The 21,153-nt window shown below is 33.4% G+C and carries 24 protein-coding genes and 3 tRNA genes; 13 read left to right on the forward strand and 14 right to left on the reverse strand.

Annotated elements, in window-relative coordinates; all coding sequences use genetic code 11:
- Positions 1–71: 71 nt before the first annotated feature.
- From EQ921_RS00160 to EQ921_RS00175, 4 genes are all read right to left on the reverse strand, one after another.
- Positions 72–1,073, reverse strand: coding sequence for a hypothetical protein (locus tag EQ921_RS00160; RefSeq protein ID WP_128330117.1), 1,002 nt, complete (start codon positions 1,071–1,073; stop codon positions 72–74).
- Positions 1,070–1,342, reverse strand: a complete 273-nt coding sequence (locus tag EQ921_RS00165; protein ID WP_128330118.1) for a DNA-binding protein — start codon at positions 1,340–1,342, stop codon at positions 1,070–1,072. Before EQ921_RS00165 ends, EQ921_RS00160 begins: the two co-directional genes overlap by 4 nt.
- A 303-nt stretch (positions 1,343–1,645) precedes the next feature.
- The gene (locus EQ921_RS00170; RefSeq protein WP_128330119.1) at positions 1,646–2,047 is read right to left on the reverse strand and encodes a hypothetical protein; all 402 of its coding nucleotides are present in this window, start codon (positions 2,045–2,047) and stop codon (positions 1,646–1,648) included.
- 92 nt (positions 2,048–2,139) lie between these two features.
- A complete protein-coding gene (locus EQ921_RS00175; RefSeq protein WP_128330120.1) occupies positions 2,140–2,796 on the reverse strand; it encodes a hypothetical protein in 657 nt (218 codons plus the stop codon).
- Positions 2,797–2,879: 83 nt separating this feature from the next.
- Here EQ921_RS00175 and EQ921_RS00180 point away from each other — a divergent pair, with 83 nt between their 5' ends.
- Positions 2,880–3,113, forward strand: a complete 234-nt coding sequence (locus EQ921_RS00180; protein WP_128330121.1) for a helix-turn-helix domain-containing protein — start codon at positions 2,880–2,882, stop codon at positions 3,111–3,113.
- 1 nt (position 3,114) lies between these two features.
- Here the strand turns inward: EQ921_RS00180 and EQ921_RS00185 are convergent, their stop codons facing one another.
- From EQ921_RS00185 to EQ921_RS00205, 5 genes are all read right to left on the reverse strand, one after another.
- Positions 3,115–3,414, reverse strand: coding sequence for a hypothetical protein (locus tag EQ921_RS00185; RefSeq protein WP_128330122.1), 300 nt, complete (start codon positions 3,412–3,414; stop codon positions 3,115–3,117).
- 13 nt (positions 3,415–3,427) lie between these two features.
- Positions 3,428–4,576, reverse strand: a complete 1,149-nt coding sequence (locus EQ921_RS00190) for a site-specific integrase (protein ID WP_128330123.1) — start codon at positions 4,574–4,576, stop codon at positions 3,428–3,430.
- A gap of 361 nt (positions 4,577–4,937) precedes the next feature.
- Positions 4,938–5,011 (reverse strand) — tRNA-Arg (locus EQ921_RS00195).
- Positions 5,012–5,032: 21 nt separating this feature from the next.
- A tRNA-Pro gene (locus tag EQ921_RS00200) sits at positions 5,033–5,105 on the reverse strand.
- A gap of 24 nt (positions 5,106–5,129) precedes the next feature.
- Positions 5,130–5,214, reverse strand: a tRNA-Ser gene (locus tag EQ921_RS00205).
- Positions 5,215–5,345: 131 nt separating this feature from the next.
- On the opposite strand from EQ921_RS00205, the gene EQ921_RS00210 reads away from it, so the two are divergent.
- From EQ921_RS00210 to EQ921_RS00225, 4 genes are read left to right on the forward strand one after another with little or no spacing between them, the layout of a single operon-like run.
- Positions 5,346–6,266: an N-acetylmuramoyl-L-alanine amidase gene (locus tag EQ921_RS00210; protein WP_128330124.1), complete on the forward strand. Its 921-nt coding sequence runs from the start codon at positions 5,346–5,348 to the stop codon at positions 6,264–6,266.
- Between the two features lie 7 nt (positions 6,267–6,273).
- Entirely contained in the window at positions 6,274–7,161 is an 888-nt protein-coding gene (era, locus tag EQ921_RS00215) for a GTPase Era (protein ID WP_128330125.1), read from the forward strand.
- Positions 7,162–7,164: 3 nt separating this feature from the next.
- Positions 7,165–7,737 carry a hypothetical protein gene (locus EQ921_RS00220; RefSeq protein WP_128330126.1) on the forward strand — a complete coding sequence of 191 codons (573 nt, stop codon included), beginning with the start codon at positions 7,165–7,167 and terminating at the stop codon, positions 7,735–7,737.
- A gap of 60 nt (positions 7,738–7,797) precedes the next feature.
- Complete coding sequence (locus EQ921_RS00225) at positions 7,798–8,370, forward strand: tetratricopeptide repeat protein (RefSeq protein WP_128149980.1); 573 nt, start codon at positions 7,798–7,800, stop codon at positions 8,368–8,370.
- 93 nt (positions 8,371–8,463) lie between these two features.
- Here the strand turns inward: EQ921_RS00225 and rho are convergent, their stop codons facing one another.
- The gene (rho, locus tag EQ921_RS00230) at positions 8,464–10,176 is read right to left on the reverse strand and encodes a transcription termination factor Rho (RefSeq protein ID WP_128330127.1); all 1,713 of its coding nucleotides are present in this window, start codon (positions 10,174–10,176) and stop codon (positions 8,464–8,466) included.
- A gap of 198 nt (positions 10,177–10,374) precedes the next feature.
- Between rho and EQ921_RS00235 the strand changes: the two genes are divergently transcribed.
- Positions 10,375–10,755 carry a DUF4293 family protein gene (locus EQ921_RS00235; RefSeq protein ID WP_164875239.1) on the forward strand — a complete coding sequence of 127 codons (381 nt, stop codon included), beginning with the start codon at positions 10,375–10,377 and terminating at the stop codon, positions 10,753–10,755.
- A gap of 56 nt (positions 10,756–10,811) precedes the next feature.
- On the opposite strand, the gene EQ921_RS00240 is transcribed toward EQ921_RS00235, so the two are convergent.
- The 3 genes from EQ921_RS00240 to pyrF are packed head-to-tail and all read right to left on the reverse strand — an operon-like array spanning position 10,812 to position 13,528.
- Complete coding sequence (locus tag EQ921_RS00240; RefSeq protein WP_128330128.1) at positions 10,812–11,567, reverse strand: hypothetical protein; 756 nt, start codon at positions 11,565–11,567, stop codon at positions 10,812–10,814.
- A gap of 19 nt (positions 11,568–11,586) precedes the next feature.
- On the reverse strand, positions 11,587–12,153 hold the full coding sequence (gene ruvC / locus EQ921_RS00245) for a crossover junction endodeoxyribonuclease RuvC (protein ID WP_228427708.1): 567 nt from the start codon (positions 12,151–12,153) through the stop codon (positions 11,587–11,589).
- 13 nt (positions 12,154–12,166) lie between these two features.
- Positions 12,167–13,528, reverse strand: a complete 1,362-nt coding sequence (gene pyrF, locus EQ921_RS00250; protein ID WP_128330130.1) for an orotidine-5'-phosphate decarboxylase — start codon at positions 13,526–13,528, stop codon at positions 12,167–12,169.
- A 113-nt stretch (positions 13,529–13,641) separates the two neighbouring features.
- Between pyrF and recJ the strand changes: the two genes are divergently transcribed.
- The 3 genes from recJ to EQ921_RS00265 are packed head-to-tail and all read left to right on the forward strand — an operon-like array spanning position 13,642 to position 16,622.
- Complete coding sequence (gene recJ, locus EQ921_RS00255) at positions 13,642–15,351, forward strand: single-stranded-DNA-specific exonuclease RecJ (protein ID WP_128330131.1); 1,710 nt, start codon at positions 13,642–13,644, stop codon at positions 15,349–15,351.
- A 19-nt stretch (positions 15,352–15,370) separates the two neighbouring features.
- The gene (nadD, locus tag EQ921_RS00260; protein WP_128330132.1) at positions 15,371–15,946 is read left to right on the forward strand and encodes a nicotinate (nicotinamide) nucleotide adenylyltransferase; all 576 of its coding nucleotides are present in this window, start codon (positions 15,371–15,373) and stop codon (positions 15,944–15,946) included.
- Between the two features lie 49 nt (positions 15,947–15,995).
- The gene (locus EQ921_RS00265; RefSeq protein WP_128330133.1) at positions 15,996–16,622 is read left to right on the forward strand and encodes a 7-carboxy-7-deazaguanine synthase QueE; all 627 of its coding nucleotides are present in this window, start codon (positions 15,996–15,998) and stop codon (positions 16,620–16,622) included.
- 4 nt (positions 16,623–16,626) lie between these two features.
- Here the strand turns inward: EQ921_RS00265 and EQ921_RS00270 are convergent, their stop codons facing one another.
- Positions 16,627–17,106 (reverse strand): PepSY-like domain-containing protein, encoded by a 480-nt coding sequence (locus EQ921_RS00270; RefSeq protein WP_128330134.1) that lies wholly within the window; start codon positions 17,104–17,106, stop codon positions 16,627–16,629.
- 378 nt (positions 17,107–17,484) lie between these two features.
- Between EQ921_RS00270 and EQ921_RS00275 the strand changes: the two genes are divergently transcribed.
- The 4 genes from EQ921_RS00275 to EQ921_RS00290 all read left to right on the forward strand — a co-directional run bounded on the left by EQ921_RS00275 (position 17,485) and on the right by EQ921_RS00290 (position 21,042).
- A complete protein-coding gene (locus EQ921_RS00275; protein ID WP_128150000.1) occupies positions 17,485–18,123 on the forward strand; it encodes a peroxiredoxin in 639 nt (212 codons plus the stop codon).
- Between the two features lie 24 nt (positions 18,124–18,147).
- Positions 18,148–18,462, forward strand: coding sequence for a co-chaperone YbbN (locus tag EQ921_RS00280; protein WP_128150002.1), 315 nt, complete (start codon positions 18,148–18,150; stop codon positions 18,460–18,462).
- A complete protein-coding gene (locus tag EQ921_RS00285) occupies positions 18,443–18,700 on the forward strand; it encodes a hypothetical protein (RefSeq protein WP_128150004.1) in 258 nt (85 codons plus the stop codon). The genes EQ921_RS00280 and EQ921_RS00285 overlap by 20 nt, the downstream gene beginning before the upstream one ends.
- 146 nt (positions 18,701–18,846) lie before the next feature.
- Positions 18,847–21,042 carry a peptidylprolyl isomerase gene (locus EQ921_RS00290; protein ID WP_128150006.1) on the forward strand — a complete coding sequence of 732 codons (2,196 nt, stop codon included), beginning with the start codon at positions 18,847–18,849 and terminating at the stop codon, positions 21,040–21,042.
- Positions 21,043–21,153: the final 111 nt, after the last annotated feature.

Genomic DNA, 21,153 nt, shown 5'->3' on the forward strand with positions numbered 1-21,153 from the left:
TCAGTATATATAACATAAGGTTATAACAGATTACTTTATTAATAGGTTAGATTACTCTTATTATATAGAGATCAGTCTGGTTCCACTAATAAAAGTCCTTCTATATCAGTTTTAAGTTGACTTGTTACCCTAAAAATAAGTCTGGTACCATCATCTTTAATATGTTTCTGATAAATATCTTTAAATGATTTACTATGCAAACTCCTATTATTTGGTGTCATATTCTTAAATAATACTGAACTTCTCCTATAGCCTATAGACTCCATTCCTTTAAATATGAAATATTCCATTAATTCTTTTTTTCCACAATTTTTAAGTTTCTTAATCTGTTCATCGGAAATAACATCTATGTAATCAACATGGTCTAATGAATCTCTTAATTCCATGTTTATTTCATCCCAATATTTTTTTATTTTCCATAGTTTATTTATTTTCCCCTCAAATAAACTAACCCCACTTATTTTATGAATCTGTATTTCATATCTTAAAACAAAATAATTTTCATTTATATTTTTCCCCAGACTTTTATTCTTATTACAAAAAATATGAGAAATTTTATCATAAAAAATAACATGATAATTTTCTCCAATAAATTCTACCCCTGTATTAGAATAAGAATTTTTCTGAGTCAGCTCTTTATGACTACCTATACAAAGAAAAAAATTCCTATCCTCAGCTTTTAATTTAATTCCTGTTGTTACTCCTATTTCTATCTGGGTTACCTTTGCCTTCCAAAGAGAATTTTCTACTAAACCAATCTCTTTTTCAAGCATACTAATTACTTCAATAAATTTATTATAGGTTAAATTTTTCCTATGTTCTTTCCGCTCATACCACTTTCTAATACTTCCATTAAACACTAGCTTTGTTTTTCCAGTATCTTTGTATGTACATAAAAATAATCGAAGTCGGGCAGATTTTTCTCCTTTCGGTAATTGTACTTCAGAATTAAAAAGATTCCTAAAACGTCTTGTAAATTTCCATTTAGGAGGTGTTTTATAATTTTTAAATAGTTTTTCTTTTTCTGGTAAAAATTCAGGATTATCCAATATTATTTTAATTCTATCTATCATGATTTATATTTTAAAAATTTTTCAATATTCTTTCTGCAAAACAATACTTTAGCATTTCTTTTTATTTGTATTACTTCCAATCCTTCCTGTCTCCATCTATCTATAGTCCTTTCACTAATGTTAAATTCCAAAGAAGCCTCTTTTTTTGTTAAATATTCTTTTAACTCCTTATTAGGATTTCCCTGTATTCCTTCTTTTAATAACTTGATTTCAATTTTGAGCTTCCCTATTTCTCGTATAGCCCATTTAATTACTTTTTGTTGGTTCATAATTTCGTCTTTTCTTTATAAACTATATTAATTTTTACTCAAAATTAAACTACTCTCTCTATCGATGTAAATACAACAACAACAATAAGTTATTACGATTATACAGATTTTAATTAAATGAACAAAAATTTAAAATTTAGTGATTTAATACTAAATAATAGGGTAATTTTTCATTAAAATACTTACAAAACCCTTTATAGGTAACAGTTTTATGAACTTTTGATTAATTTCAACAAAAAAAGCGACAAATTAAGTCGCTTTTACAGAATATTTTATTTGTATTAGAAAAAAGGCTAATCTATCTCATTTTATAATGGCTATCAAATAGTTTCCAGAAGATAAATTGCTATCATAAGTTGATTCGATTTGAAGAATAATAACATGAACATTGTTAGTATAAGTTAATTTCTCTTGCGATGATACATTTAGTTTCTTATATCCTTGTTTAAGTAAGTTAGCTTTTATTGTTTTTAGAAGATTTTGATCACTGGAAATAAATTCTAATGTCTCAGTACTAACTCTGCGAGCAACTTTATTATACAGAAATACCCTATTTAAGATTTGGCTCTCGTTACAAATCAAACAATTAAAATTATAATATTCTTTTACTAAATCATTTCTTCCATAAACGTTCCTATATCCTATTCCTCTATATTCCCAATTAGGATTTTTATTTAGAGATTGAGAAAATGAACTTGTATCCATACTAAAATAATTAATTAAATCATTTAAATTTTTAATTTGAGCACTTGTTCTTATACTAATAATACCTATACATATTATAAAAATAATTTTTCTCATAATAATTTAGCTTTATGTTTAATCAACTTTTCAAACCGTATCTTATCTCCTTCTTCGTTTAGTAATTCTTCATCATTTACATCATAAGTATGATAGTAAGCAGAGCCGTTTTCAAACTTAACCAGATTTTCTAATTCTTCATCGGTAAGCTCTGCGCAATAGAACATTGTAAAAGGTTCAAACAACAATTTCCAGTTTCCGGTTTTAATGGTATAAGTTTCCAGTACTCCTATACATCCATTTATCGGAGCATTATATACCGTAATTTCATCTATTTTATCATTATTTAAGTCTCCTTCTGCTATCAAGATCCCCCCGCAACAGCCAACAGAAATAGGTTTTATGCTTTTATCGCTGAATTGTATTTCCCACTGGTCGGGTTCTGAATCATCGTCTAAAACAGGAAATCCATAACCCTCTTTTACTTTTACTAAATAAGCAAACTCCTTTTTTCCATCTCCATTAAAATCGCCCAATACTTTCTGACCAACAGTAAATAGCTTTTTTGCTTCTTTTTTGGATAATGAAATGGTATCAGTAGCTTCTTCAGATTTTTTAGTTAATCCAAATACTTCCCGTAATTGAGCGTTTGCCTCTTCTGAACACGACACTAACAGAAAGGGAAAGAACATCAGTAAAAATAATTTTTTCATATTAAATAATTTTTAGCTAAGATAAATAAAAACTGCATATATGCGGTAAATTATATGCGACAATTTCTGAAATTTTACATATTATGTATGATTCAGAAGAAAAAAGAAAAAGTACAATCTCTAAAATTGGAGAAAAACTAAAACAATTAAGAAAAGAAAAAGGTTTTTCCAGCTATGAAACCTTTGCAAATGAATATGAGTTAAACCGGGTACAATATTGGAGAATAGAAAAGGGTCAAAATATTACAATTAAGACCCTTTTAGTTATTTTATCAATCCATGAAATAACTCTAGAAAAATTTTTCAAAGACCTTTAACCTATCGATCAATTTCTTTCTTTAATTTATCTAAAAATTCAAATTCTGGTTTAGGAATTAAACTTTTTGCTAAATCAAGTAAATTATAAATATCCAAATCTGTATGATAATGTATACCCTCTTCTTTAGCTAGTATAGCACTCTGACAAATTCTTAAAATAGATTGCATAGCAAAACCTAAATGTTGGTAACTTTCTATTTCAGCAATAAAATCGTATTGTCTATTAGCATTCTTAGCTAAGGTGCTTAGATAATTCTCTGCTTCAGTTAAAAAAAATTGATTTTTCATTTTGTTATTCATGGTTGTTATATACTCAATTGAAGAAATTAATACCTTTTATAATATCCTTCATCATGGCTTTATTAGAATTTACATAAATCAAAGATTGATTGACATTCTTATGCCCCATTAACTTCATAATCAGAAAAGCATTTACATTATGTTGTCCTAATAAAGAGCCGAAGGTATGACGAGACCAATGAAAAGATAATTTCGGGGCTATTTCTGCCATCTCAGCTATTTCTTTCAACATTTTATTTACATTTTGGTTAGATACATTTCTAAAAATTGGTTCATCTTTCTTTTTAAATCTTTGGTATTTCAAGATTATTTTAAGAGAGTTTTTAGATAAGGGAATGTTAACTATTTCTTTAGTTTTTTGCATTTCAACAGAAAGCATTCCACTACCCCAATTTTTTCTCGTTATTCTATTTACATCAGAAAACCTTAGACCAGTATAACAAGCAAGTAAAAATTTATCTCTTGTTAATCCTAAACTATCATTTAATTCCAAATTTTTAATTCTTTCTACTTGCTGTTGAGTAAGAAAATGGGTCTTATTTTTAGGATTTACATACTTAAAATCGTCATAAGGATTAGAATCAATAAATTTTAATTTTTTTGCAAAAATAATTACGGTTTTCAGATTTTTATGTTTATTCCAAACTCCTCCGATTCCTGTTTCCCTTTTCTCCTTTAGGTAGCAGTCAAATTCCTGAATAAAATTTAAATCAATGTCATATAAATGTAAATTAGGTCTGAATTCTTTCAGTATTTTACCCAAAAGCCTATAATGGTACTGAGTTCCTTCAGTAATATCAGAAAATTTTCTAGGACAAAATGTATTCTCAAAAAAAGTATAGAAATCTTGAGAGTTTTCTTTCCTAAAATAAGTCTTAATTTTATCCAGAGTTATAGGCTTTCCGCCTGCAATAGACTGATTAATAAAATCCTTTACATTTTGTTCCTCTCTATCTAGCCTATTATTTAAACTAAGATACCCTTTCCCTTTAAATCTCTTTTTTACTCCATCCCAATTATTAACCCCTTCAGAAATACCTAAAGGAAGTTTTAGACGCTTTCCATTTAATGTAATTTGTAAATACATTGGGCATTTTCCATTTTGTTTCATCTTATCTGTACGGATAATTGCAAATACAGAAAAATTAAATTTGTTTACCATGATAATCTTATTTTATTGGTTACATCTATATAATAGCTCCAAGACGTAATTATCATTAGCTAAATTCGAATTTTGACAGCAAACATCAAAGCAATTCATTGATTAAATGAACATTAACCTAAACTATCAAACTTTTAAAAAACAAGGAAAATAATAATTAAATAGTAAATAACCCTAATCAATAGGTTTTCTACAATTTATAGTTAGATAACAAAGGGGGACGCTATAGGGGGAAGAAATTTAGTGATTTTTGACTAAAAGTGACGAATTGTATTTTGCCTTTATAAATAAAAAAACCTCTATAAATGTTATTTACAGAGGTTTTATAATATTTTTTCGAGTGAGTTACTCTTAAAGATTGTGATCGCGAAAGGATTCGAACCTTTGACCGTCTGCTTAGAAGGCAGATGCTCTATCCAGCTGAGCTACGCGACCCTCCTTTCGGATTTTATACTGTCGGGGTGACAGGACTCGAACCTGCGACCCTCTGGTCCCAAACCAGATGCGCTACCACCTGCGCTACACCCCGAAAAAAAACAAACCTAGTGTCCTGCGGAGAGTGTGGGATTCGAACCCACGCGACGGTTTCCCGTCGACAGTTTAGCAAACTGCTCCGTTAACCACTCCGGCAACTCTCCAAATCTGAATCAATCGAATCAAATTGGAGTGCAAAAGTAGCGGTAAGATTTTATTTATGCAAATATTTTTTTATTTTTTTTAAGTTATTTTTATTTTCAGGTTTTATAACTTTGTCAATCAAACATTTTATATGAGAGATACATTTCAACTATTTATACTTGCCGCCTTGCTATTAGTGCTGGTAAGCTGTGGTTCGCAGAAGAAAATTACCGTCAATACCAAGGTGGTTCACGATACGGTATACATTACAGATGTAAACCCTAAATATCATTTTGTAACGGAAGCCTCCCTTCCGGGATATGTCATCTCTAAACAAAACTTCCCGTCTGTTGCCTCCAATTACAGAGTTAAATTTCTCGTGATGCACTACACCGTATCCGATTATCCTACCTCAGTTAAGATTCTGGCCCGAAAAGGACAGGTAAGCTCTCACTACCTGATAAGTGATAAACCAAATGATTCAATCGATATACTGGTAAGTGAAGACCGAAGAGCCTGGCATGCAGGTGTAAGCTATTGGAAAGGTGCCGAAAACCTGAATGATACTTCTATAGGTATAGAAATCGTTAATCCCGGTTACAAAAAGGTTAACGACTCCCTGGTTTTTACTCCGTTTACTGAGTTTCAGATTAGAAAAGTAGCTGCCTTAGCCAAAAATATTATAGACCGATACGAAATAGATCCGGTCAATGTAATCGGCCATAGCGATATTGCCCCTTTACGTAAACAGGATCCGGGGCCTGCTTTTCCCTGGAAAAGATTATATACCCAGTACCAGATAGGAGCCTGGTATGACGATATTGATAAATATTCTTTTTTATCGCAGTACATTCCGGACACTTACCCATATAACTCACCGCTGGAGTTTCAGAAAGCTTTGGAAAAATTCGGATATAAAGTAGAGTTAACCGGTAACTGGGATAAAAATACTACCTTAATCATTCGGGCATTTCAATGGCATTTCCGTCCGGAAAAAGCCGATGGGGTGGCAGATGCAGAAACCTGGGCAATATTACAGGCATTAAATAAAAAATACAGAAGTACGAAATAATATCTCTATGGCACATAAATCAGGATTTGTAAGTATTGTTGGAAAACCTAATGTAGGTAAATCTACACTGATGAACCAGCTGATGGGGGAAAAGTTATCTATCGTAACTTCCAAAGCTCAAACGACGCGACATCGGGTCTTTGGTATCTGGAATGATGAAGATACTCAAATCATTTTCTCCGACACCCCCGGAGTTATTCAGAAACCGGCCTACGAACTGCAGGAAAAAATGAATGATTTCGTTAAAGAATCTTTTGAAGATGCCGACGTTATTTTATTTATTACGGAACTGGGAGATGAAAAAAACCCTTCCGAATATTTAATAAAAAAATTAAGCGGAGCTAAGGTTCCGGTAATCGTTCTGCTTAATAAAGTAGACAAATCCAAAGAGCCGCAGCAAATATCCGACAGCGTTGAATTCTGGCATGCTCAGCTACCCGAGGCTGAAATACTTCCCGTTTCTGCATTGCACGGATTAAACACGGAGCTGGTTTTACCCAGAATCAAAGAACTGGTACCCTCTGCTCCTCCCTATTACGATAAGGAACAGCTGACCACTCTGTCAGAGCGTTTTTTTGTAAATGAAACCATCCGCGAAAAAATACTTCTCAACTACCAGAAAGAAATACCTTATTCTGTTGAGGTGGTAACGGAAAGTTTTAAAGTGGATGACTCACTGATTCGTATTGAATCGGTAATCTTTGTAGAAAGAAATACACAAAAAGGGATACTGGTAGGTCACAAAGGACAAAAAATACAAAAAGTAGGTACGGAAGCCCGTCTGGATTTAGAAAAATTTTTTGACAAAAGAATTTACCTGAATTTATTTGTTAAAGTGAAAAAGGATTGGAGATCCAATGAAAGAGATTTAAAAAATTTCGGATATTCTCATTAGTAAATGTGGCCTGAATATAAAAAAAACGGTCTGTTTCTTTTTCTTTTTATTGCCTGCATCCTCTTTTTGGGGTGCAGTTCCGATAGTACGAAAACCGAAACACTGGAACTGGATAAAAAATACTGGAAATTCTCCTCATTTCCCTTTACACCTGTGCGAATACAAGTAGTTGAAACCCCGGATTCCATTCAAATCAGGCAGTTTTTCAAAACAGGGGAAGAAAAAAAATATCAATTATTTAAAAAATCAGGAGAATTTTATTTTCTGAATAAACAGCTAAACCTTCAGAAAAAATATACAGCTTCTTCTTATTTGTTCCTACGAAATTCCGGATCCGACAGTTGTTATTCCCTGTCTAAAAAATCCAATCTGAATCAAGGCAAAAACGGTTCATACCGAAGCATGGATGTATGTTTTTCAAAAATTAAAGGCGGAAATTTTACGACCATTATCCGCTTTAATACCAACGACACCCTCTCCCATAGTGAGAATTTTTTCTACACCCGAAAATACAAAATATATAAGTATGCTGTTAAGTACAGAGACAGTGTCTATTGGTACAAAATCAAACACTGACATCACTTATTTGCCAGTTATCATTCTATATTCTTATCTTTGCCTAAACGTAACAATATAATGAATAAGTATATAAAACTTGTTATTGCAGCAGCAATAATTGCTTTAGGTGTTTACTTTATGTTTAACCGCCAGATTGCTTTAGGTATTTTCATCGTACTACTTTCGGCTTTACCCATCGCTTTATTTTTAAGAAATGAGTATATTTTACTGGCATTCTGGAAACTAAGAAAACAGGATTTGCCCGGAGCCAGGAAATGGCTGGACAAAATTACTAATATAAAAAGCCAGCTGATTCGTAAGCAGTACGGATACTACCATTACCTGATGGGATTAACCGAATCGCAGGGTAATTCGGCAAAAGCAGAATCCTATATGAAAACTGCGCTGGAATACGGATTAAGCTTTAAGCACGACCGGGCTATGGCTACGTTGAACCTGGCTGCGGGAGCAATGATGAGAGGAAACAAAAATGAAGCGGAAAGACTTCTGAATGAAACTAAAAAACTGGATACTTCCAACATGCTGGGCGACCAGATTAAAATGATGAAAGAGCAAATGAAAAAAGTGAGTGTTTCAAGAAGCCAGATGATTAATCCGAATATGAGAAGCCGCTCAAAATTTATGAGATAAATCTTCACTATAGTTGATAAAAAAACGACCCTCTTTCAGAGGGTCGTTTTTATTATTTAGATTTTATATAATGCTTACTTTTTTCTCAATATCTTATTGATTCATAGTCAGCAAAAATTCTTCATTAGAAAGAGACCTGTCTAACCGGCTCTTTAAAAATTCCATCGCTTCCAGCGGGTTCATATCAGCCAGATGATTTCTTAAAATCCACATTCTTTGCTGCGTTACTGCATCCAGCAACAAGTCATCCCTACGGGTAGATGAAGATACCAGATCAATAGCAGGATAAATTCTTTTGTTGGCAATTTTTCTATCCAGCTGCAGCTCCATATTTCCCGTACCTTTGAATTCTTCAAAAATAACTTCATCCATTTTAGAACCTGTATCTATAAGAGCGGTAGCTATAATGGTAAGAGAACCTCCTCCTTCAATATTTCTGGCAGCACCGAAAAAGCGCTTAGGTTTGTGAAGAGCATTTGCATCCACCCCACCGGAAAGTACTTTTCCGGAAGCTGGAGAAACAGTGTTGTATGCTCTGGCTAAACGCGTAATGGAATCTAAAAGAATCACTACATCATGACCGCACTCCACCATTCTTTGAGCTTTTGACAACACAATATTTGCCACTTTCACATGTTTTTCAGCAGACTCGTCAAAAGTGGAAGCAATCACTTCTCCTTTTACACTTCTCTGCATATCAGTTACCTCTTCCGGACGTTCGTCGATTAATAAGACAATCATATATACTTCCGGATGATTAAGAGATATTACATTAGCTATATCTTTTAAAAGCAAGGTTTTACCTGTTTTAGGCTGAGCTACAATCATTCCTCTCTGACCTTTTCCAATAGGTGAAAAAAGATCCACCACACGGGTAGACATAGTGGCTCCTGTACCTGCTAATTTGAATTTTTCTTCGGGAAATAAAGGTGTTAAGTGCTCAAAAGAAACTCTGTCTCTTACAAATGAGGGTTCTCGTCCGTTTATTTCTACAATTTTAACTAAAGGAAAAAACTTTTCTCCTTCTTTAGGTGGCCGAACTTCTCCGGTTACCGTATCTCCTGTTTTTAAACCAAAAAGCTTTATTTGAGAAGGGGAAACATACACATCATCAGGAGAAGAAAGATAGTTGAAGTCTGAGGAACGTAAAAAACCGTATCCGTCCTGAGTAATTTCCAGTACACCTTCCGTATTAATAATACCATCAAATTCATAGTCAGCAGAACGATACTTATTACCATTATTCTGCCTGTAATCATTTTTATTGTTATTATTATGGTTGTTGCTATGGTTATTATTGTTTTTTTGTCTTTGAAAACCACCTTTATCCTCTTCATCTGAAGATTTTTTATCTTCTCTTACCGCACCGCCGGTTTTTTGAAAATGTGTACTTTCTGCACTTTTCCGTAAAATAACCTGAGGTTTTCTGTAAACAGGAATTTCTTTTGCTTCTTCCTCTGCTACCAGCACTTCAGGAGTTATGCCTGGGTCGGCTTTAGAATTTTGATTTTCTTCTTTAACAACAGAACGGGGAACAAACTGATTATCGGAAAATGAAATTTCTTTCTGGCTTTTTCCGGAAGTGATTCTCTTTCTTGGTCTTTTTTCTACTGAAGGTTTGGAATCTTCAGATGAATCAGTTTCAGACTCAGAAGGCTTATGATCAATAATTTCCTTGTTTTGATTTTTTAAGATAGATTCTATTAATTCTGTTTTTTTTAATCCTGAACTCTTAATTTCTAATTGATTGGCAATGTCCTGCAATTCAGCCACTTTCATTGCCTTTAGCTTTTGTTCCTCAAACATAAGTTATGTTTCCTATAAATAATTTTAAATTATATTCTGTTAATTGTAAAGTCTTGATTTTAAATGCTTAAAATGGAAATAAAGTAGTAACTTTATGGAAATAATTCGCTAATCGTGTAACAGATTGTGAGGCAATATTACAAAATATTTTAATAAAACACTAATTTTTTTTAAATTTGCATTTTAAAATTAAAAATATTGATTCAAAGAATTCAAAGTTTATATCTTACCCTAACCGGTGTTATAGGGATTATCGTGGGATATGTCACTGATTTTATTCCGAATGAACTGATCGATATGATCACTTTGTTTGCAATTGGTTTTTTAGCTTTTATCTCGCTCTTCTGTTTCAAAAACAGAAATTTACAAAAGAAAATTAATTATTTCAATATAATTATCAACGTAGTGTTAATTGGTTTTATGGTTTATGCTCTGCTAAATACTCCTGGAGGAGTTTTTTCTCCTGAGAAAGGGGTTGAGTTACTCGTTCCGGTTCTGCTGATTATTCTGCTCGCCATGGCAAATAAATATATCAATAAGGACGAGAAACTTATAAAATCTGTAGACAGATTTCGGTAAAACTCATGACAACTTTTCAATGAGTGTTAAAGCCATTCCTTATAACGGAATGGCTTTTATTTTATTAGCAGGTAAACCAAAACCGGAAATGACGAACAGGCTTCAATCCAAAATCGGGTGTAAAAAAACTGCCCGCTTCGTATAAAAAAAATTAATCCCGCAGAAACAAGACATGCCAGACTCCAAGACCAAACATATACATTAGGAAAACCCTGCGCCCAGTAAAAAGACAAAGCGGATATCACTAAACACAAAATAGATAAGGCTATCGTGTTTTTTTGTCCTATCTTTTTAGGAATAGTTATGACCGTATCTCTATTCATATCGCAAATATCAAAAGGAAGAGTAATTGCTAAAATAAAGAAATAAATGCTCACAAATTCTTTCCATGAAGCCCCTGTGCTCCCAATCCACACAATCGAATAAGACCATGTAAAAGCGATTACAAAGATTTTCACTAAAGATATATTTCGAAATTTTAATCTCAGAAAACTGGAATTGTACATAAATACAAACCAGCTTATAAATGCCAGATGTAAAAACAAATGCCAGCTGTTTTCCTTAAATAACAGGTAAAACAAAATAAAAAAGAGTAAGCTCACAGATATGAGTCCTCTGAGTAAAAAGGACCTATTCCATGAAGCATGGTAGTGAATATAATTATACCCTGCAAAAGTCGAAAATATAACTATAAAAACTCTTTTTATATCCACACTATGAAACATTAATCCAAAAAAAAAGCATAATGCTCCCATCATTAAAGAGACCCATATCTGGGTCCCTATTATATATTTTTGAATCCATTGTTTCACCCTTTCAAAAAATAAATCATTACTTATCTACTCGTTTCGGATTATTCTTTACAAAAGCATCCCATCCGGTATAAGACTTTTTAGAACTGCCGGAAGAGGCGGCTGTACCTGAATTTAAAAAATGACACACTGCCAGAGCCAGACCGTCGGAAGCATCCAGATATTTAGTAGGAAAATCTTTAAGATTCAATAAAGTCTTTAACATTCCTGCCACCTGTTCTTTAGATGCGTTTCCGTTTCCTGTGATGGCCATTTTAACTTTTTTAGGCAGATATTCGGTAATTGGAATTTCCCTGAGCAATCCGGCAGCCATAGCCACCCCCTGTGCTCTTCCCAACTTTAGCATAGACTGTACATTTTTAGCATAAAACGGTTCTTCAATGGCTAACTCATCCGGATGATACGTATCAATAAGTGAGAGAGTCTTATCAAATATTTTTTTTAGCTTTAACGCGTGAGAATCCAGTTTATTCAATAACAACTCATCAATACAAAGCAACGACATTTTTTTTCCTTTAATGCTGATGACTCCGTATCCCATTACATTGGTTCCCGGATCTATTCCTATGATAATTTTTTCTGTCAAGGATTCTGGTTTATTAAACGTTTTTTTTGTATGATTCCCAACCGGCTTTTCGGTACTTTTCAGCTTCGGCCTGAGGATCTGATGATGCATAAATTCCCCTTCCCACTATAATGAAATCTGTATGATATTCTTTGAACACCTTTTCAGGAGTATTAAATTGTTGTCCTTTGGAATCTCCCGAGGAGGTCATATTTACTCCGGGAGTAAATAACAATAAGGTTTCAGGAAGTTTAGACTGAGCTACACAACCTATTACATTCCCCGCTTTTTCAGAAATTTCAATAGCCTTTGCTTTATACGCACCGTCAGTAAGTGTTCCTTTAGAAGACATTTCTGCAATAGTTACGACTCCGGTAGTTTCACCAAAAACTTTAACACTTTCTTCTCCTGCAATTACATGGGAAGTGATCATATCCGCCCATTCGGAAATTTTATATATTCCTTTTTCAAACTGTAGCTGTTGTGTGTTCCCTATATCTCCAAACTTACGATCTTCAAATAATAAAAAGTTTTTTTCTTTAGCTATATTTTTTAATTCCAAAACATATTCAGACGAAAAATCGGAAATTATATCCGTATGAAGTTTTACTGCTACTACCTGATCTCCGGTTTTTTCAGCCAAATCCAATAATTCCGCTGAGGAAGTCACATCTAAAGAGGCTATTAAATTAGACTCTTTCTGCATTGCTATCTGTAATAATTTTTGAGCAACCGGATGATTCTGAACTTTTAATTTTTCTTCGTAGGAACTTCTGGTAACTTTCTGAATACTTACCATAGGCTTTCCTTCTAAAAATTCTTTAATTTTTTTCGCCTCTTCTGCACTTAGCAACGAATGTTTATAGAGTATGTCTATCACTTCACCTATGCTAAATAAATGAAATACATTATATCCTCTGTTTTTCAACAGTTCAATTCCTCCCTGCTGTCTGTCTAAAACTACGACAATATCTTTAACTTTCAGAGCTTCTTTTTCCACCTCTTCTATAGTCTCCACAAGACTCTTCCCGCTGGTAATAACATCTTCGACAAGCACACATACCTGATTTTCTTCGAAAATCCCTTCGAGCATTTTTTTAGTTCCATACCCCTTACTCTCTTTTCTTTTTACAATTAAGGGCACATCTGACTCCAGCGACATAGCTGTTGCCATAGGTAAGGCTGCGTAAGGAACTCCGCAGATTAGTTCATATTGTGAATCTTTAAGCAGGTATAACAAATGATTGGAAAGTTCTCTCAATAATTCCGGACTGGATGCAAGAGGTCTCAGATCTACATAGAAAGGAGAATGTATTCCGCTTTTAAGAGTAAAATCTCCAAATTTTATTATACCTAGTTTATACGCTTTAAGTAAAAATTCTTCTTTATTAATCATTTTTGGATTGGGTTTGAGCAAAGGTAATAAAATATAGATTTTTGCGAAGCCTTATTTTTTAATTCTATTGCAACAATTGCGGTAATTACTAAAATTAATTACATTTGTAATCTATGCATAACCGTTGGCTAATCCGACCTCAACCAGATACTGAAAAAGCTCAGAAGCTAGCTGATGAACTAGGATTCCCTATCCCAATCTCCCAACTGCTTCTGCAAAGAGATATTGATACATTCAATAAAACCAAAGCTTTTTTTAAGCCTTCACTGGACGAGCTACATGATCCGTTTCTCATGAAAGATATGGAACAGGCGACCGACCGAATTATCGAGGCTTTGAAAAATAATGAGAAAATACTTATTTACGGTGATTATGACGTTGACGGAACAACTTCCGTAGCTATGATGTATTTATTTATTTCTTCTCTATACGAAAACGTTGGCTACTACATTCCTGATCGTTATGAGGAAGGATACGGAATATCTTTTGCCGGTATCGATTATGCCCATGAAAATAATTTTACTCTGGTTATATCTCTGGATTGCGGGATTAAGGAAGCAGAGAAAATATCGTATGCCAATAAAAAAGGGATCGATTTTATCATCTGCGATCATCACCTTCCGGATGAGACTCTGCCTGCTGCTAAAGCCATTCTGGACCCTCAAAGGACTGATTGTTCCTATCCGTATAAATTTCTTAGCGGATGTGGAGTTGGCTTTAAGTTGATTCAAGGGCTATCCGTTAAGCTTACCATTCCTTTTGAAAAAATATATTCCTATCTTGATCTGGTTGCCATTAGTATTGCCGCCGATATTGTACCTGTAACGGGTGAAAACCGCTTATTAACTACTTTCGGATTAAAACAACTCCTCCATCATCCCAGAACAGGATTAAAACTTTTTATTCCTAAAGAAACCCGTGAAACCTTTTCGGTTAATAATGTCGTTTTCGGAATTGCCCCTAAAATTAATGCTGCTGGCAGAATCAGCCATGCAAGCAATGCTGTGGAATTATTAATTGCAAAAAACGAGATTGATGCCCGGAAAATTTATTCCCAGATTAATGAACTTAACAACGAAAGAAGAGAACTGGATGCCAATATAACTTCAGAAGCAATACAGGAAATTGTTAAAACAGGACAAATTCAAACTTACTCAACTATCGTATTTAATAAAAACTGGCATAAAGGAGTCATTGGAATTGTAGCTTCTCGTCTGATTGAAGAATATTATCGTCCAACGCTGGTATTTACTGAGGGTAAGGACAAAGATTTGGTTGCATCTGCCCGAAGCGTACCCGGATTTGATATATATAAAGCTCTGGAAGCCTCCTCTGAATATCTGGAACAATTTGGCGGACATATGTATGCTGCTGGTCTTTCAATAAAAAAAGAAAATTTTCTCTTGTTTAAAGACAAGTTTGAATCCATTGTCCGGGAAACCATTAAGGAAAATCAAAGAACACCTACCATTGAAATTGATCAGGAAATTTCTTTAAATGTTATTAATAAACGTTTTTTTAAACTTATTAAATATTTCGAACCTTTTGGTCCGGGTAATATGAGCCCTGTATTTTTGGCTAAAAACGTTAATTTTGCAGGAAATTATACTTTGATGGGTAAAGACAAATCTCATTTGAAGATGGTAGTGTTTCAAAACGATTTTAATCATTGTTTTGAAGTAATTGCTTTTAAAATGGGACACCTGCTTCCCAAGTTTGAAAAATTTTCTTTTGATATGGTATTTTCTCTTTATGAAAATCATTGGCAGGGAAAAACTTTTTACCAGCTTCAGCTTAAAGATGTAAAATTTAACGAATCTTAAAATCTGAAAAAAATATAGTATGAAAACTGGCTTATTTTTCGGTTCTTTTAATCCTATTCATATCGGGCACCTAATCATTGCCAACTATATAGTCGAAAGTTCGGATTTGGAAAAATTATGGTTTGTAGTAACGCCACAAAATCCTTTTAAAAAAAAATCAACTCTGTTGGATGACCATCACAGACTGGAAATGGTAAATCTTGCCATTCAAAGTTATCCTAAATTTCAATCCAGTAGTGTTGAATTTTCATTACCGCAACCTTCTTATACGATTGACACATTGGTAGCCCTCAAAGAAAAATACCCGGAACAGGAATTTGTTTTACTTATGGGTAAAGACAACCTGAATACTTTTTCCAAGTGGAAAAATTATGAACAAATATTAAAATACCATCAGATTTTAGTATATCCCCGAATTACTGAAATAATTGAAGAAACTCCGGTTATTCATCCCAACATAAGCGAGGTTAATGCGCCTATTGTTGAAATATCATCCACTTCCATTCGTCAGATGATTAAAGAAAATAAAAATATACGTCCCATGCTTCCTCCCGAAGTATTTGATTATATAGACGGAAGTAATCTTTATAAATAATTCCTTTTTTGTACCTTTGCAGGCTGTGGTTTTTATGAAGTAACTTATAATGAAAGAAAAAAACATGGATTTAACCCTGGGAACCTCCCTGCCTATCATGGAACATTTTTACACCATTCAAGGTGAAGGTCGACATACCGGAACTGCGGCTTATTTTATCCGTATAGGAGGGTGTGATGTAGGTTGCCACTGGTGCGATGTAAAAGAAAGCTGGGATCCTAATCTTCATCCGGTAAGTTCTGCTGAAGAAATTGCCTGTTTGGCTGCATCTCACTCTAAAACTATTGTTTTAACCGGTGGGGAACCGCTGATGTGGAATTTAAATCCGATTACCCGTCAACTTAAGGATTTAGGCTGTACCATCCACATTGAAACTTCCGGAGCTTATCCGTTAAGTGGTGAAATTGACTGGATTTGTCTTTCTCCTAAAAAAACTTCTCTTCCTGTACAGGAAGTATATGACCGTGCTCATGAATTGAAAGTTATTGTTTATAATCAGCATGATTTCTTATTTGCAGAAGAACAGGCTGAAAAAACAAATGATAAGGCGGTATTGTATTTACAACCGGAATGGAGCAACAGAGAAAAAATGACCCCTAAGATTATCGACTATGTGATGAAAAATCCTAAATGGCATATTTCATTACAAACCCATAAATATCTTAACATACCTTAATTTATTAATTCATGAGTTTTCCCTGCTGATTAAACTTCAGGTTCTTACTTCTGTGTTTACCCGCTATATTGCTACCTAATTTAATCTCATAAAAGGATTGATTGTAATTACGTGTTTCTATTGATTTGACAATTTGATGATCTGGGTAATATTTTTTTATAAATCTCTTAATTTTTGCAGGAAGCTGAGAAGTTGAAATCATTCCCTTGAAGTTTACTTGCTTTCCTTTAGGTGTAAAAGTAATTTTATATTTTTTCCCTCTTACTTTAAATTCACATTTATATAACCCTTCCTTTTCTTTATATTCCCAACGGATATCATAAGCTTCCGGATAATTTTTTGCTATGTATCGTTGAGCTGATCCGGGAACATTTTGCTGAGTAACCAGCTGCTCAATTAAATGATTGCTGATTTTCAGCATCTCTGATCGCATTCCTGAATAACTTAATGCTACTATAACGGATAAGAACAAATACTTTTTCATATTCTGCTGTATTAGTTATGTATTGAAATAAGCAAAGAATATACCACTTACTTAAATAGTAATTCGCCAGAGACATAACATCTTGATAATTTCTTTAGATCCTAAGAATTGACAAATTACCAGATAAATAATTTTACTTTTTTAAAACCCTTTTCTATTGTTTTACTTGGCTTACATTAATTAATAATGGCTAGAAATGGAAACCTTTTTAATGTATTGTATGATATAGGTAATTCGAAATACTACAATGTAAATAATTAATTCAGAAATTTATAAATAAGAATTTCCTATATTAAAATAAAAAAGAATAATAAGGCCTCAGAACTATAGGGTAGTTTAATCAATATCTTTGCATCAATAATTATAAAAATAAAAAATATGTCATTAGTAGGTAAAAAATTTCCAAATATTTCAGTAGATGCTATGGATCACATGGGTGATGATTTAAAAATAAATATTTTTGAAGAAGCTACTAAAAAGAACAAGAAAGTATTATTGTTCTGGTATCCAAAAGATTTTACTTTTGTTTGCCCTACTGAGTTACATGCTTTTCAGGCAGCTCTTCCTGAATTTGAAAAAAGAAACACGATTGTCGTGGGTGCTTCTTGTGATACAAACGAAGTACACTTTGCATGGCTAAACACATCTAAAGATAACGGAGGGATTGAAGGTGTTACCTATCCTATCCTTGCTGATACAACCCGTAACCTTTCGAATATTCTGGGAATTCTTGACATTCAATCATCTTCATATGACGAAGATTTTGATACAGTAGTTATTGAAGGATCCAATGTTACTTACAGAGCGACCTTTTTGGTAGATGAAGAAGGAAAAGTTTTCCATGAGAGTGTTAACGATATGCCTGTGGGTAGAAATGTTCATGAATACATACGACTTATAGATGCTTACTCTCATGTACAAAAATACGGTGAAGTTTGTCCTGCAAACTGGGAGGAAGGAAAAGAAGCAATGAACGCAGACCGCAAAGGTGTTGCAGATTACTTATCCGCTCACTAATCCGTTAATTAAAAAAATATTCTCATGATTCAAGAATTAGAACAAGACAATCTTCAGGAAATCGTACAGGATTCTTCAATAGTTATGGTACAATATTCAGCTTCCTGGTGTGGAAATTGTAGAATAATGAAACCAAAATTCAAAAAACTGGCAGAAGGAAATGAAGCTATATCTTTTGTAATAGCAGATGCGGAAAAATTTCCTGAATCCCGAAAACTGGCAAATGTAACCAATTTACCCACATTTGCTGCTTTTAAAGACGGAAAACTGATTAATCAGATTCAAACAAATAAAATTGAACCTTTACAAGATTTATTAAATGAAGTTACCGGTAATTAAGCATTTAACTCAATTTATTGAGAAAAATGATGAAGATTATATTAATGAAACCATCGAAACTCTGGAAAATTTAACAGAATCTCCCGGATTAAAAGATGAAGAACTGGACGTAATCGGAGAACTTATTTCGAATATGTACGGTGCAATAGAAGTTAATAAAATGGTCAAAGATGGCATGGAACCAAAAGATGCATTAAATGCATTTATGAAGAGGGTTCTGGGCTCTATTGATAAATAGTTTTTCATATTTAGCAAATTCAATTCCCTTTAAATATATTTAAAGGGAATTTTTCATGTAAAAAACAGAGATTCCGGTCAATATTATTTTTATATTTCATCCTGAAATTGTAATTTCGCACACTAAAATAATTAAATTTAGAATAAATGACTATTCTTGGAAGGATAAGACAACAGACTGGATTACTGATAGGTATTGTAACCCTTGCATTACTTGCATTTTTAGTGCCTTGGGATACCGTATCGAGTTTTTTCTTAGGACAAAAAGATCCTAATGTTTTTGGTAAAGTTAACAAAGAGGCGATTACCCGTCAGGAATATTACGATCAGCTTAATTTTTTAAGTTCACAATATCAAGGACAATACCCTGAAAATTTACTTGAAGGCGAAGTTTGGAATTCGCTTGTTCAAAATAAATTAACTGAGCAGAAATTTAATTCTGCTGGTTTTATTTTAACTGATAAAATGATTTGGGACATTGCAAAAGCAGCTCCCATGTTTGCCAATGATGCCCGATTTAAAGATAAAAACGGAAAAGTAAATATTCAGCTTATACAGGATGAGTTCAAAAAAATGGAAGATAACCAGAATGCTTCCGCTGAGTATCGCGAAGTCTACAGAACGCTTCTTACTCTGAAAAGAAATTTTGGATATCAGGCCATGTATAAACAATATTTTGGAGCATATTCTGCCGGAATGCTTACGAATGCCAAAGAATTAGATATACTTAGTCAGAATTTTGCGAATACTGCAAATATTGAATACGTGAAAGTAGGATATGATGAGTATTATAAAGCAAATCCTAATTCTGTGAAAGTTACTGATGAAGACTTAAAAGCTTACATTGAAAAACACAAATCTTTATTTAAAATTGATGATAACAGAACATTGGATTATGTTTTCTTTTCTGGCAGACCCACAAGTACAGATGAAAAGGCTACTTTAACTTCCTTGACCTCTCTATTATCCTCCTCTGTTATTGAAGGGGATACTATACAAGCTTTTGGCTCTGTTCGAAATGATTCATTATACATCAGTGAATTAAATACGGCTCAAATAGTTGACAGAGCTTTTACACCTCAATACCGAACGGAAAAACAGTTGTCTCCTTCTATACAATCCTGGGTAAAAAGTGCTTCAATTGGCCAGATATCCCCTTCTTATAAAGAAGGAAATTATTATGTTTTTTCTAAACTTATAGGACGTAAAAGTTCGGATTCTGTCATTGCTGAAAATATTTTGCTTACGTATACCGGAGCATCTGCACAAGTACAGCCTAAAACTCCAAGAAACAAAGAACAGGCAAAAAAACAGGCAGATGAATTAGCCGCTCAAATTGGTGCTAATCCTTCTGATTTTGGAAAACTTGCTGTGCAATATTCGGATGATCCGGGTGCTGCAACTACCGGAGGTGAAATTAAGTTAACAACTTCTCAAGATTTCCCAGCTCCTTACAAGGCTCTTCAGAATTTCCTTGAATCTTCTCCAGCGGGTAAAACAAGTGTGATTGAAACCCCTCAGGGATACATGGTCATAAATATTAAAAACAGAAAACCTGATGGTACTGTTTACAAACTTGCAGATTTAGCAAAAGAGATTAAATCTTCAGAGGAAACTACTGAGCTGGCACGTAAGCAGGCTAATAACTTTATACAAACTATACAAGGTAAATCTTCTAAAGAATTTCAGGATATAGCTAAAAAATCAAAATATGCACCCCTTCAACAATCCGGAATTTTACGTTTCGGAACTCAATTACAAGGATTAGGTACTGATAAAGATTCAGACATAGTTACCTGGGCTTTTGATTCTAAGAGAAGTTTAGGTGATACCGAAATGTTCACTACCAGTGATCAGAGTTATGTGGTGGTTCGTGTTTCTTCTTTATTTAAGAAAGGTCTTGCAGATCCTTCAATTGTAAGAAAAGAAATAGAGCCTATTGTGCGTAACGAAAAACTGGCAAAAATTGTCAGTGAGAAAATTAATAGTTCTAAACAGAATTTAGATCAACTTGCTTCTACTTACAAAACAGTTAAAAATACAGCTTCTTTTAGTTTTGATAACCCTTCAGTAGGCGGTTCTTTTGAGCCTAAAGTCGGAGGTGCTGCTTTTGGAATCAAGCCTAATAGTGTATCTAAAGCAATTGAAGGTAAATCAGGTGTATATGTTATAATTACCAAATCTATAACTAAAGGTGATGCAGGTAATAAAAAAGACCTGAAAAATCAGCTGATCAATCAGTATTCCAGACAAATGCCTTCTTTACTTTTAAGAACCTTATATCAGGATGCAAATATAGAAGACTATAGAGGAACTATTTTTAATCAGCAACAAAAAAGATAGTCACTAGTATTTACTAAATACTTTAAAAATAATATAGCCCGGTAAAAATACCGGGCTATTTTTTATCATTATTAACATTACACTAACATTTCTATAAATGTCTTAATTAAG

The sequence above is a fragment of the Apibacter sp. HY039 genome, assembly GCF_004023655.1.
Classification (GTDB): domain Bacteria; phylum Bacteroidota; class Bacteroidia; order Flavobacteriales; family Weeksellaceae; genus Apibacter; species Apibacter raozihei.